General features: G+C 71.3%; 11 protein-coding genes. 9 read left to right on the forward strand and 2 right to left on the reverse strand.

Translation table 11 applies throughout. The features are described from left to right. Positions 1–133: 133 nt before the first annotated feature. From O3438_RS28995 to O3438_RS29020, 6 genes are all read left to right on the forward strand, one after another. Positions 134–508, forward strand: a complete 375-nt coding sequence (locus O3438_RS28995) for a VOC family protein (RefSeq protein ID WP_269682759.1) — start codon at positions 134–136, stop codon at positions 506–508. A 236-nt stretch (positions 509–744) separates the two neighbouring features. Beyond that, positions 745–1,407 (forward strand): hypothetical protein, encoded by a 663-nt coding sequence (locus O3438_RS29000; RefSeq protein ID WP_269682760.1) that lies wholly within the window; start codon positions 745–747, stop codon positions 1,405–1,407. Positions 1,408–1,577: 170 nt separating this feature from the next. Further along, positions 1,578–2,411: a helix-hairpin-helix domain-containing protein gene (locus O3438_RS29005; protein WP_269682761.1), complete on the forward strand. Its 834-nt coding sequence runs from the start codon at positions 1,578–1,580 to the stop codon at positions 2,409–2,411. Beyond that, on the forward strand, positions 2,408–4,804 hold the full coding sequence (locus O3438_RS29010; RefSeq protein ID WP_269682762.1) for a ComEC/Rec2 family competence protein: 2,397 nt from the start codon (positions 2,408–2,410) through the stop codon (positions 4,802–4,804). The genes O3438_RS29005 and O3438_RS29010 overlap by 4 nt, the downstream gene beginning before the upstream one ends. A 134-nt stretch (positions 4,805–4,938) precedes the next feature. Next, positions 4,939–5,919, forward strand: a complete 981-nt coding sequence (gene holA / locus O3438_RS29015; RefSeq protein WP_269683789.1) for a DNA polymerase III subunit delta — start codon at positions 4,939–4,941, stop codon at positions 5,917–5,919. Continuing rightward, positions 5,916–6,338, forward strand: coding sequence for a hypothetical protein (locus O3438_RS29020; RefSeq protein ID WP_269682763.1), 423 nt, complete (start codon positions 5,916–5,918; stop codon positions 6,336–6,338). The genes holA and O3438_RS29020 overlap by 4 nt, the downstream gene beginning before the upstream one ends. Before the next feature lie 244 nt (positions 6,339–6,582). On the opposite strand, the gene rpsT is transcribed toward O3438_RS29020, so the two are convergent. Both rpsT and O3438_RS29030 read right to left on the reverse strand, forming a co-directional pair. Beyond that, positions 6,583–6,849 (reverse strand): 30S ribosomal protein S20, encoded by a 267-nt coding sequence (gene rpsT / locus O3438_RS29025; protein WP_030336508.1) that lies wholly within the window; start codon positions 6,847–6,849, stop codon positions 6,583–6,585. Positions 6,850–7,200: 351 nt separating this feature from the next. Further along, positions 7,201–8,187, reverse strand: coding sequence for a phosphotransferase family protein (locus O3438_RS29030; RefSeq protein WP_269682764.1), 987 nt, complete (start codon positions 8,185–8,187; stop codon positions 7,201–7,203). Positions 8,188–8,248: 61 nt separating this feature from the next. Between O3438_RS29030 and O3438_RS29035 the strand changes: the two genes are divergently transcribed. From O3438_RS29035 to O3438_RS29045, 3 genes are all read left to right on the forward strand, one after another. Next, the gene (locus tag O3438_RS29035; protein ID WP_269682765.1) at positions 8,249–8,785 is read left to right on the forward strand and encodes a DUF4240 domain-containing protein; all 537 of its coding nucleotides are present in this window, start codon (positions 8,249–8,251) and stop codon (positions 8,783–8,785) included. Between the two features lie 116 nt (positions 8,786–8,901). Continuing rightward, positions 8,902–10,776, forward strand: a complete 1,875-nt coding sequence (lepA, locus tag O3438_RS29040; RefSeq protein ID WP_269682766.1) for a translation elongation factor 4 — start codon at positions 8,902–8,904, stop codon at positions 10,774–10,776. A gap of 421 nt (positions 10,777–11,197) precedes the next feature. Beyond that, on the forward strand, positions 11,198–11,482 hold the full coding sequence (locus O3438_RS29045; RefSeq protein ID WP_145779401.1) for a GlsB/YeaQ/YmgE family stress response membrane protein: 285 nt from the start codon (positions 11,198–11,200) through the stop codon (positions 11,480–11,482). The last annotated feature ends 785 nt before the right edge of the window (positions 11,483–12,267 follow it).

Genomic DNA, 12,267 nt, shown 5'->3' on the forward strand with positions numbered 1-12,267 from the left:
CGACGCGAACCACGCGTCTCTCGTGCGGGATCCGGGGCGTCGGCGCCCTCGGGGCTTCGTCATCTGCGTGGCTGGGTGAACGCTGTGGGCTTCCGGTCGGGTCTTCGGATCGACCGGGAAGAAGACGGTACGCGTGACAGTCACGTTCAACCACACCATCATCGCCAGCAAGGACAAGAGCGCATCGGCCGCGTTCTACCGGGAGCTGTTCGAGCTGCCGGCGGCGCCTTCGTGGGGGCCGTTCACCAACGTGCAGCTGGACGAGGGCGTGCTGCTCCAGTTCGCCGAGCCGCCGGTGGACATCCAGATGCAGCACTACGCGTTCCTCGTCGACGACGAGCTGTTCGTGCGGTGCCTGGCGTTCATCGAGGGGCGAGGCATCACGTACTGGGCCGACCCGCAACTGAAGCGGGAAGGGGAGATCAACACCGAACACGGCGGACGCGGCTTCTACTTCTTCGACCCGGCCGGCCACGCCATCGAGATCATCACCCGGCCGTACCTCTAGACGGGTAATTCCCGACGCAAGGTTGGTGGGCTCGGCTGGCTGGCCATGCTGGGGAGCGCTATACCTCAGAGGCATATTCATGCCTCTGAGGTATAGCGCTTGATATCGCGTCCGCCCCGGCGAAGGTGACCGGCGGTGATCGGCCTGGCCCTAATCCGAAACACCTGTGCCACGGCTGCTTCGCCGCGCGCGCAGTCCCAGTCACGCCGTTGCCCGGCGGATCTACTCTGCTGCCCATGAGGTCTCGCGGTTGTCGTCGTCGTTTCCTCAACCCGCTCGGCGCGGTGTATCTGGCGGTGTTCACGGTTACCGGCGCGCTCGGTGCCCTGGCGGCGACGACCTGGGTCCGGGCCGACAAGGTGGCGGTGCCGGGCACGGTGTTGTGGTGTGTCGCGCTGATGGTGGCCGGGCTGGTGGTGTCGCCGCCACCCCGGATGCTCATGCTGTCGGTGGCCTGGCTGGTCAGTCCGCTGCTCATGTTCGTGGCCGCCGGAGGGCTGTGGTCGACGGTCCTGACGCAGCGCGGCGAGCGGGTCGTGGCCACCGTCATCGACGTACGGGATGGCCGCGAGAAGGGCCGCCACCTCTACTACACCCTCGCCGACCAGCGCGATCGGCGTATTCCGGGGGAACTGGGGATGTGGCCGGGGAGCAGCATCGGCGCCTCGAACAACCCGGAAGGCGGCATCGGGCAACGCGTCGTCGTGGTACGGGATCCCGAGGGCCTGGTCGATCCGCGCCTGCCCGAAGAAATCGACACCGGCCAGGGCTACCTCATCCTCCTGCCGGGTGTCTTCGTCATCCTCGCCGTGCTCTGTCTACTGGCCGGGCGGCCACTGCCCGACGAGGACGCGCCGCAATGGTGGAGACCGCCGGGACGATCCGACGCCCGTCGTTGAGTCAGCGCCGGCGGTGTTGATGAGGTGTCCGTCGGTCTGCGCCTGCCGGACCTCCCTGCGTCCCTTAGCAGATCGAGGCTTGATCAGGTAGTTGTCCACAGCGCGGCTGGCTGTCCACAGGGCGGTGCCGGCACACCCCACCGTCCCGGCCGCCGCCATAGCGTCGCGCTGTGTCGCACGACGAGGAGACAGAGGTACGCCAGCGCCTGCGCCGGCTGACGGAGACTGCTGTCGCACCACCGCCCCGACCCGAGGCGCAGCCCGGGGGCGTACCCCGGTTTGGTGTGCCGTCCACTGCGGTGGGCTCGGACGTGTTGTCCGCTCGACCCGCCGCGCCGGCGTCGGAGCCGACGCCGGGCGAATCTGCGGTTGCGCCCGGGTCGCGGCTGCCCGGGCCAGGGGCGTTCGACCCCGGGCGACGGGGTGTGCGGGCGTTGGCGGTCGTCGCCGTGGTGGTGGTGTTGGTAGCCGCCGGTTGGGCCTGGCGTTCCCGGCCGCAGTCGGAGCCGGTCGCCCCGCCGGTCAGCGAGAGCACAGCGGCGGCATCGGTGGGTGACCCCAGCGCGTCCGGCTTCGGCGAGCTGGTGGTGACGGTCGCGGGCAAGGTCCGAAAACCCGGCTTGGTGCGCCTGCCGGCCGGTTCCCGTCTCGCCGACGCGGTGCAGGCGGCCGGCGGCGCGCTGCCCGGGGTCGACGTGGCGTTGCTCAATCCCGCCCGCAAGGTCACCGACGGCGAGTTGATCGTGGTCGGGGTGACGCCGCCGCCGGGCGGCCCGGCCGCGCCGCCCGGCGGCGGGGCTGCCCCGGCCACCGGGCCGCTGAACCTCAACACCGCGACCCTGGCGCAGCTCGACGCGCTGCCCGGGGTGGGGCCGGTGCTCGCCCAGCGGATCCTCGCCCACCGGGATCAGCACGGCGGGTTCAAGTCTGTTGGTGACCTGCGCCAGGTCGACGGGATCGGCGATGCTCGCTACGAGCAGCTCAAGGACCTGGTGACGGTGTGAGCGAGCTTGCCGACGCGCCGACGGCCGGCGGGGCGCGGTCCGAGCCGCCGGATCTGCGACTGGCCGGGCTCGCCGTGGCGGCCTGGCTCACCGCGTTCGCTGCCCTGCACCTCGGCAGCCGAGCCGCGCTGCTGGTGACCGGCACGGCGGCGGTTCTGACGGTGCTTGGCGGTGTGCACCTGCTTGGCGGCCTCGGTCGTCCCCGAGCAGTGGTGCGACGCTACGGGTGGGTCGCCGTGGCGGTCGGCCTCGGTGTGGTCTGCGGTGGTGCCGCCACCGCTGCCCGGCTCGCCGTTCGGGACGCACCGGCGATCCGGGCCCTGGCCGAACAGCGTGCTCCGGTCACCGTCGACCTGGTGGTGAGGGATGATCCGCGTCCGATCCGGAGCGCCGGCCGACCGGGCATGCTCCTGGTGTCGACGGAGTCGGTCCGGCTCACCGGCCCGGATGGCCGCCGGATCCACGCGTCGGTGCGGCTGCTCGTCCTGGCGACCGACCCGGCCTGGCAGGGCCTGCTGCCCGGGCAGCGCCTCAGCGCCGACGGCCGGCTCGGCGTTCCGCGCGGTGGCGACCTCACCGCGGCCGTGCTCAGCACGGACGGCCCGCCGCAGCGGCACGGTGTGTCGTCCTGGGCGCAGCGTGCCGCCGGGTCGCTGCGAGCCGGCCTGCAACGGGCCTGCGGCCCGCTGCCCGACGATCCGGGTGGGCTGCTGCCCGGGCTGGTGGTGGGGGACACCAGCCGGCTGCCGCCCGACGTCGAGGCGGACTTCCAAGCAACCGGAATGACACACCTCAATGCCGTGTCGGGGAGCAATGTCGCGATTGTCGTAGGCGCCGTGTTGCTGCTGGCCCGATGGTCACGGGCCGGGCCATGGCTCGCCGTCGGGCTCTGCGGGGTCGCACTGGTGGGCTTCGTCATCCTGGTCCGTCCGTCGCCCAGCGTCGTACGGGCGGCGACGATGGGAGCCATCGGTCTCGCCGCGCTGGCCGCCGGTCGGCCCCGAGCCGCGCTACCCGCGCTTGCCGCCGCCGTCACCGTGCTGGTGCTGGTCGACCCCGAATTGGCCGGTGATCCCGGGTTCGCGCTCTCCGTGCTGGCCACCGGCGGCCTGTTGCTGCTCGCGCCGCGTTGGCGGGACGGGTTGCGTCGCCGGGGCGTACCGGCCGGGCTGGCGGAGGCGCTGGCCGTGCCGGCGGCGGCGCAACTGGCCTGCGGCCCGGTCGTCGCCGGCATCTCCGGCACGGTCAGCCTGGTGGCGGTGCCGGCCAACCTTCTGGCGGTGCCGGCCATCGCGCCGGCGACAGTGCTGGGTGTGTTGGCGGCCGTGGTGTCGCCGGTCTGGCCGGGTGGCGCCGAGTTCCTCGCCTGGCTGGCGAGCTGGCCGGCCTGGTGGTTGGTGGTCATCGCCCGGCAGGGCGCCCGGCTGCCGGGCGGCACCGTGCCGTGGTTGGGCGGGCTGCCCGGCGCTCTGCTGTTGACCGCGCTGACCGTCGCGCTGCTGGTCGCGGTGCGCCGACCACTCGTACGGCGGCTGGTGGCGGTCGTCGGGGTGGCCACGGTGCTGGGTGCGCTGCCGGTGCGGCTGGTCTTCGCCGGTTGGCCGCCGCCGGGTTGGGTGGTGGTGGTCTGCGCCGTGGGCCAGGGCGACGCCGTGGTGCTGCCGGTAGCACCCGGCCGGGCCGTGGTGGTGGACGCCGGGCCGGAGCCGGGTGCTGTGGACGGCTGCCTGCGGCGGCTCGGCGTACGGGAGGTGCCACTGCTGGTGATCAGTCACTTCCATGCCGACCACGTGGGTGGGGTGGCCGGGGTGTTCCGGGGACGGCGGGTCGGTGCCGTGCTGACGCCGTCGTCGACCGACCCGGAGAGCGGCCGGGACCTCGTCCGGGCGGCGGCGACCGGCGGGCGGGCCGCGTTGCTGACCACAGTGGCCGGCGCCCGACACCCCATGGGTGGGGTCGAGCTGCTGGTGCTCGGCCCGCCGTACCCGCTGGCCGGCACCAGGTCCGACCCGAACAACAACTCGTTGGTGCTGCGCGCCACGGTGGCCGGGGTGCGGATCCTGCTCCCCGGCGACGCGGAGGCCGAGGAGCAGCACGCGATGGTGGCGAGGGCGACGCCCGGCCAGTTGCGGGCGGACGTGCTGAAAGTCGCCCACCACGGTTCGGCGTACCAGGATCTCGGATTCCTCGACGCGGTGCGGCCCGCCGTCGCGCTCGTGCCGGTCGGCGCCGGCAACACCTACGGGCATCCGAGCCCCGGGCTGCTCAGTCGGTTGGGCAGGGGCGGTGCCCGGGTGCTGCGTACCGACACCGACGGTGACCTGGCAGCGGTTCGGACGAGGAACGGCCTGGCAGTGGCCCACCGAGGGGTGCCACCGGGCCGGCAGGCCTGAGACGGGCGAACCGACCTTGCCTGAATTGCGCACCAAATGGCAATTGAGGCAGATGTCGGGATTTGCGTTGTGTGCGGGCTGCGCCGACCGAGCAGCTGATGAGCAGTCACGATCCCACGCCGGGGCGTGCGAATATGGGCGGCGTGACCCCCGCCAGCCTCGCCCCCATTCTGCTCGTCCTCGGTGACGAGGAGCTGCTCGCCACGCGCGCGGTCACCGAAGCTGTCGCCAAGGTTCGCAGCGTCGACCCCGAGGTGGACGTCCGCGAGTACCAGGCCGGAACGCTCACCGTCGGCGAGATCGCCGAGATGCTCAGCCCGTCGCTGTTCGGTGGGCGGCGGCTGCTGATCCTGCGTTCCGGTCAGGACGCGCGCAAGGACCTGGTCGCCGCGCTGCTGGCGTACGCGAAGAACCCCGACCCGGACGTCCAACTGCTGGTGCTGCACCTGGGTGCCGCCAAGGGCAAGGCGTTCGCCGACGGGCTGCGGGCAGCCGGCGCGACCGTCGTACCGGCCGCCAAACTCAAGGGACACCGCGACCGGGTGGCCTTCGTCCGGGACGAGATCCGCCGAGCCGGAGGTAAGTGCACCGACGACGCCGCCGAGGCGCTCATCGCGGCCGTCGGCAACGACCTCCGCGAACTGGCCGCCGCCTGCTCCCAGCTGATCGCCGACACCGACGGGCGGATCAGCGCCGAGACTGTCGCCCGCTACTACCGGGGTCGGGTCGAGGTGACCGGCTTCACGGTGGCGGACGCCACCATGGTCGGTGACGTGCCAGGGGCGTTGGAGGCGCTGCGCTGGGCCCTGCACGTCGGGGTCGACCCGGTACCCATCGCCGATGCCCTGGCCGACGGAGTGCGCACTGTGGCCCGGGTGGCGTCTGCCGGGCGGGGCAGCCCGTACCAGCTGGCCAGCAGCCTCGGCATGCCCGCGTGGAAGATCGAACGGGCGCAGCGACAGGGGCGCGGTTGGACCCCGGAGGGGCTGGTCCGGGCCATGCAGGTCGCCGCCGAGTGCAACGCGGCCGTCAAGGGCGGATCAGACGACCGGGCGTACGCCCTGGAGCGGGCGGTCTTCTCCGTCGCGGCGGCCCGGCAGGGCAGCACCAGGTGACGGGGGCTAACCGCCCGGCGTGGGCCACCGTCGGAGTGGACGAGGAGCGGTACCGGCCGCTCTACGCCCGGATCCTCGGCCTGCGATTCGTCAACCCCGGCGGCGTGCTGTGCTTCCTCTTCTTCGAGGGCACCATCGCCCTGGCGGTGCTGCTCGCCCTCGCCGAACTTGTCACCTGGTGGGCGGTGCTGGTGCTGCCCGTCGTGGTGGCGGCGATGGTCAAGCTCAACGACATGGTGGCCGCGATCGTGGTCCGCTCGGCGGCGCTCGTGCCCGAGCAGGAACGGGACCGGTTCCGCCGCCAAGTGGAACCGGCGGTCGGGCGAGCCCAGGTGGAGTGGATCTCGCACAGTGTCACCGGCGTGGTGATCACCGGGGATTCGGTGCCACCCCCACGCCGCGCCTACCCGTCAGACTGAGCCCACCCGTCAGACTGAGCCCACCCGTCAGACTGAGCCCACCGGTCGGACTGAGCCCCGTCAGCATGCGCCCGGCCGCCGGGAAACGATCCGTCAGGCCCAGACTGCCGGCCCGACTGCTGCTCGATGGACCGCCTCCGGGTTGCGCAACCCGGAGCGGGCCACCAGCCAAGTCCGGCTGCGGACACACGGAAGCCCCGGGCCTGGGCCCGGGGCTTTCCGAATCAGTCTGACGGTGAAGTCGTCAGGCGGAGAGCGCCACCACGCGCTTCGCGATCGCGGACTTGCGGTTCGCGGCCTGGTTGGAGTGGATCACGCCCTTGCTGACGGCCTTGTCCAGCTTGCGCGAGGCGTCCAGCATGAGCGCGGTCGCCTTCTCGACGTCACCGGCCTCGGCAGCCTCGTGGAACTTCCGGACGGCGGTCTTCAGCGACGACTTGACCGACTTGTTGCGCAGCCGGGCCTTTTCGTTCTGCCGGTTGCGCTTGATCTGGGACTTGATGTTCGCCACGCGACAGCCTCGTCTTGATAGCTCGGGTTGGTCAGCTTGTGCGCTCGATGACGAACATGCGTCACCGCCGCGCGAAGAGCCAGGTTACCAGGTCGCCCGGGACGAGCCAAAACGGCTCGGCCCGAACGGGGCTCCGTCCTGGGTGGGGAGCCTATCCGAACGCTCGACCGCTCGACCCACTCGGCTTCTGGAAAACAGCGGCATCCAACCGTGGCTGACAGCACCGCGCTGTCCCCGGTGATCAAGAGGTTTGCGTCACCAGGCGGCCTTCTTCTGACGCAAACCTCTTGATCACCGCGTTGGTGTGCGGGGATGGTGGCCGGGGCCGCTGGGGTTGTGGGCGGGACGCTGTCAGCGCCAGCCTTGGCGGCGGGCCAGCCAGTCGAGCGACTGTTCGCCGCTCCACCGCTGGTGGGCGGGCAGGTGTGGCGAAGCCGTCGCCGGTGCCGCCGCCGCTCCGGTGAGGTAGTAGCCGGCTAACGCGGCCAGGGTCGCGTCCAACGCGTCGGGCGGTGCGTCGGCGGTCGCCGGGTGGGTGGCGAAGAGCCGGTCGGCGTCGAGCCCACTGGCGTACGCGGTGAGGAGCAGACCGGCCAGGTCGAACCAGGCCGGCCCGGAACACACCCAGGTCCAGTCGCAGAACCAGGCCCGGCCGTCCGCGCCGATCAGCACGTTGTCGACCCGCAGGTCCCCGTGGATCAGGCCGGTCGCCTCGGCGGCGTACCGGGGGAGGAGGGACTCCAACGCGACCAGGTCGGGCAACCGGCCCACTGCCGACGAGGGCAGCGGGGGCGGGGGTTCCCGACCGGCGGCGACCTCCTCCCACCAGAGGATGTCCGAGCGGGCCAGATCGGCCAGGTGTGGCAGGCCGAGGGCGGTCAGCTCGGCCGACGGCTCGGCCAGTGCGGCGGCGACCTCCGCGTACCCGGCGAGGGTGGCGTCCAGCTCGGCGGGCACCCAGGGCAGGCGTGGGGTGTGGCCGTCGACGGCGTCGGTGCAGAGCACGAACCAGCCGGCCTCGTACAGAGTCCACCGGGGGCGGGGCGCCGGAAGGTCGGCCGGCAGCCGGTCCAGGATCGCTGCTTCCCGGGCGTACCACTCGACCAGGTGCGGTTGCTCGGCGGCGGGTGCCGCCTTCACGAAGGCCCGGCCACCGGCGGCGGTGTGGAGCACTGCGGCGAAGCCGCGGGTGAAGCCCGCGCCCGCGACCCGGGCGGTGACCACCGGCGCGCCGAGCCGGTCGGCGACCGCGGCCCGCAGCGTCGCCGGCAACGTCGACCACGACGGCCGCTGGGCGCTCGCGTGGTACGGCACCGGCGGCAACGAGGGAGAGGACACCGCACCATGCTGCCCCGGGGTGCGTGCGCGACGCGCGGCGACACTGCCAGACTGCCAAGCCATGAGGACCGAGGACTTCTGGCAGCTGATCGACGAGGCTCGGGCCGGCGGCGGGGGAGAGCCCGAGCCGGTCGCCGCGCGGGCCGTCGCCCTGCTCGCCGAGCGGGATCCGGAGGACATCGTCGGGTACGCCCGGCACCAGACGCGGGTGCTGGCCGCCTCGCACAAGGCGGACCTGTGGGGCGCGGCGTACCTGATCAACGGTGGCGCCTCGGCCGACGGCTTCGAGCACTTCCGGGGCTGGCTGATGACCCAGGGGCGGGCGGTCTTCGCCCGCGCGGTCGCCGAACCGGACTCCCTGGCCGAACTGCCGCAGGTGCGGGCGGCATCGCTCAGCGGCGAGGAGTTCTCCGCGGAGCGGATGCTGTCGGTGCCCTGGGACGCGTACCGCAAGGCCACCGCCACCGAACTCCCCGCGGACCGGGACCCGGTGCGGACGCCGGACCTGAACGACTTCTGGGACTTCGACGACGAGGAGGAGGCGCGTCGGCGGTTGCCCCGGTTGGCCGCGCTCTTCGTCGAACCGCCGCTGGAGTGAGGCGTCCGCGGACCGATGCATCGCCCGCGCAGTGGGCGCACCCCGGCGGCGTGGGAACATAGAGGGGGTCGGCGGCGCGCCGGCCTGTTCACGTCAGCCGACCAGAACGGACCGCTGTGCCACCGAAGCTCGATCCCGGCGCGAACGCCCCTGGTTCCACCGACCCCGGTCGCATCCGGAACTTCGGCATCATCGCCCACATCGACCACGGGAAGTCGACCCTGGCCGACCGGATGCTGCAGCTCACCGGCGTGGTCGACCCCCGCCAGATGCGCGCGCAGTACCTGGACCGGATGGACATCGAGCGCGAGCGCGGCATCACCATCAAGAGCCAGGCCGTCCGCATGCCCTGGACCATCCGTGAGGGTGAGAGGGCTGGCGAGAGCGCGGTGCTCAACATGATCGACACCCCGGGGCACGTCGACTTCACCTACGAGGTGTCCCGGTCGCTCGCCGCCTGCGAGGGCGCCGTGCTGCTGGTCGACGCCGCGCAGGGCATCGAGGCGCAGACCCTGGCGAACCTCTACCTGGCGCTCGAGAACGACCTGCGCATCATCCCGGTGCTCAACAAGATCGACCTGCCGGCCGCCCAGCCGGAGAAGTACGCCGAGGAGTTGGCCCACCTCATCGGCGGTGATCCCGCCGACTGCATCCGGGTCTCCGGCAAGACCGGCGAGGGCGTCCCGCACCTGCTCGACGAGATCGTCCGGCAGTTCGTTCCGCCGGTCGGTGACGCCGAGGCGCCCGCCCGGGCGATGATCTTCGATTCGGTGTACGACGTGTATCGCGGCGTCGTCACGTACGTCCGGGTCATCGACGGCCGGATCAGCGCCCGCGACCGCATCAAGATGATGTCCACCGGCGCCGTGCACGAGCTGCTGGAGATCGGCGTCATCTCGCCCGAGATGGTCAAGGCCGAGGCGCTCGGCGTCGGTGAGGTCGGCTACCTGATCACCGGCGTGAAGGACGTCCGGCAGTCCCGGGTCGGTGACACCGTCACCATCAACAGCCGACCGGCGGCCGAGCCGCTCGGTGGCTACAAGGACCCGAAGCCGATGGTCTACTCCGGCCTCTACCCGATCGACGGGTCCGACTACCCGAACCTGCGCGAGGCCCTGGACAAGCTCAAGCTCAACGACGCCGCCCTGGACTACGAGCCGGAGACCTCCGGCGCGCTCGGGTTCGGCTTCCGCTGCGGCTTCCTCGGCCTGCTCCACCTGGAGATCATCCGGGAGCGGTTGGAGCGTGAGTACAACCTCGACCTGATCTCCACCGCCCCGAACGTCGTCTACCGGGCGATCACCGACGATGGCGCGGAGATCGTCGTGACCAACCCGAGCGAGTACCCCACCGGCAAGATCGCCGAGGTGTACGAGCCAGTCGTCCGGGCCACCGTACTGACCCCGAACGACTACGTGGGCGCGGTGATGGAGCTCTGCCAGGGCCGGCGCGGCACCCTGCTGGGCATGGACTACCTCTCCGCCGACCGGGTGGAGCTGCGCTACACGCTGCCCCTAGCGGAGATCATCTACGACTTCTTCGACCAGTTGAAGAGCCGCACCAAGGGCTACGCGTCACTGGACTACGAGCCCTCCGGCGAGCAGGCGTCCGACCTGGTGAAGGTCGACATCCTGCTGCACGGCGAGCCGGTGGACGCGTTCAGCGCCATCGTGCACAAGGACAAGGCGTACAACTACGGCGTCACCATCGCCGCCAAGCTCCGTACGCTGATCCCGCGCCAGCAGTTCGAGGTGCCGATCCAGGCGGCCATCGGCAGCCGGGTCATCGCCCGGGAGACCATCCGTGCCATCCGTAAGGACGTGCTCGCCAAGTGCTACGGCGGTGACATCAGCCGTAAGCGCAAGCTGCTGGAGAAGCAGAAGGAAGGCAAGAAGCGGATGAAGATGGTCGGCCGGGTCGAGGTCCCGCAGGAGGCCTTCATCGCCGCCCTCTCCTCCGACTCCGGCGACAACAAGGCCCCCAAGAAGTAACCCCACCTGGGGCTGCCCGTCCTCGGCTGCCCGCCGCCCGCCGCGTTCGGCTGTCTGCCGCCTGCCGCCTGCCGGCTGCTGCCTGCCGGCTGCTGCCTGCCGCCGGTGATCAAGAGGTTTGCGTCATCCGAGCCCCGGATTTTGACGCAAACCTCTTGATCACCGGCGGGTGGGCCGGGGGTGTGGGTGGGCGGGGTGTGGGTGGGTTTTTTGGGGCTCGGTTTCCGGTAGTCGCCCTGGGCAACATGATGCCTGACCTGTGTGGACGTGCGCCCAACTCAATCGACGCAACCTATCGGCATCGATGCTGGCAACTTGTTTGTGACTGAGTCGGTTTGGATTTTCGTTGGCTCGGGCATCTAACCGTCACGACAGGAAGCACACAGATCGTGTGTCAGACATTCTTTGAGGGAGGGTGGCCGTGGAGCTCACCGTGTGGGGCATCATCACTGCGATCGTTGTTGGTCTCATTGTCGGCGCGCTCGGCCGCCTGGTGGTTCCGGGTCGGCAGAACATGCCGATCTGGCTGCACCTGTTGATCGGTGTGGGTGCGGCGCTGCTGGGTACGGTGTTGGCGCGGGCGATGGGTATCGCGACGGAGACCGCTGGTGTGGACTGGACGGAGTTGCTGGTTCAGGTGGTTGTCGCGGCGATCGCGGTCGCGCTGGTGGCTGGTGTCGGCGGGCGTCGACGCGTTACCCGATAACACCAGCACTGCTGTAACACCGCTTCCGAAACACCGCTTCCGAGGGGCGCCCAGCCGACAAGCTGGGCGCCCCTCGGCGTTTCTCCTGAGCGTGGTGGCCGCGCGAGCCCAGTTCGTCGGCCCGATCCGCCGACAGCAGCCTTGATCGACTCGGGTTCGGCGAAGTCGGGCTGTCCCGGTGCCGCGGATACCCCTGTTTCGGCGACCTCGTGTCGATCATGCGACGCCCACGCCCACGCCCACGCTGACGCCGACGCCGACTCGGACGTCGAGCCCGAGGCGCTGATCGACTCCGTATCGCCGATCTGGCGGCCTCTGGCTATCCGGATGCCGCAATATCGCCGAGGTGGAGTCGATCAATCGCGCGCGGAGGGCGGCCCAGCGTGGCAGTCGGCCCAGCGCGGCCCAGTACGGTCCCGCCGGCCGAGTCGGCAGAGCGCAGCCCAGCCTGCCGAGCGTGGCAGAGCGCAGCCCAGCCTGGCAGAGCACGGCCCCGCCGGCCGAGCGCAGCCTCGCCGCCCATTCGCCCGGTCGGCCGAGTGCGGTCTCGCCGGCTGAGTGCGGCCCGGTCGGCTGAGTGCGGTCTTGCCGGCCGAGTGCGGCCCGGTCGGCTGAGCGCGGTCTCGCCGGCCAAGCGCGGCCGAGCGCGACCGAGCGCGGCCCAGTCGGTCTGGTTGGTGGTGGTGGCAGTGGGGTCCTGACCGGCCAGCAGGCTTGGTGGAACGTGTCCTGGTCGGCCACCTCGTGATCGTTTGGTGGTCGAAGTCGGTTTGGATTTTCGGCGG

Origin of the sequence: Micromonospora sp. WMMC250, assembly GCF_027460215.1 — a bacterium.
Lineage (GTDB): Bacteria > Actinomycetota > Actinomycetes > Mycobacteriales > Micromonosporaceae > Micromonospora > Micromonospora taraxaci.